1 protein-coding gene is annotated in these 480 nt (G+C 43.8%); it reads left to right on the top strand.

Features of this window, described 5'->3' with window-relative positions; genetic code table 11:
* A partial coding sequence (locus HUO12_RS14335) for an MFS transporter (RefSeq protein WP_176274494.1) occupies nt 1-480 on the top strand: 480 nt, incomplete at both ends.

The raw sequence follows: 480 nt of genomic DNA, 5'->3' as shown, positions 1-480 counted from the left end.
ACGGTGAAATTGTTGTTTGCCTGCGTGGGTATTTCTTTTGCCGTGATCAAAGTATCTGTATATGCATTGATTGGTGTGGTAACCAATGATGAAAAAGAACACAAGAGTCTGCTGAGTTCAGTGGAAAGTTGTTTTATGATTGGTATTGCAGCAGGATTCATTGCCTTCCCTTTTTTCTACAGCGATACCGACCCGAACGCATGGCTGCGTATATACCTGTTGCTGGCGGGATTGATAGCGCTATCTTTTTTGGTGTTGTTGATAGCTGATTTCAAAGCCGATTATGAAATTCCGGGAACATCACTGGCAGACGATTTTGTTGAAATGATCAGGCTGATCAAAAGACCCCTGGTGCTTGTTTTTGCCATTGCTGCGTTCATGTATGTGATGACAGAGCAGGGTATCATGAGCTGGTTGCCCACTTTTAACCAGAAAGTGCTGCACCTGCCCGAAAAAACAAGTATTTACATGGCGGTCATC

It is taken from the genome of Altererythrobacter lutimaris (genome assembly GCF_013371495.1).
Lineage (GTDB): Bacteria > Pseudomonadota > Alphaproteobacteria > Sphingomonadales > Sphingomonadaceae > Erythrobacter > Erythrobacter lutimaris_A.
Note: the sequence above shows the minus strand (reverse complement) of the source record. Positions and strands in the feature narration are given on the sequence as shown.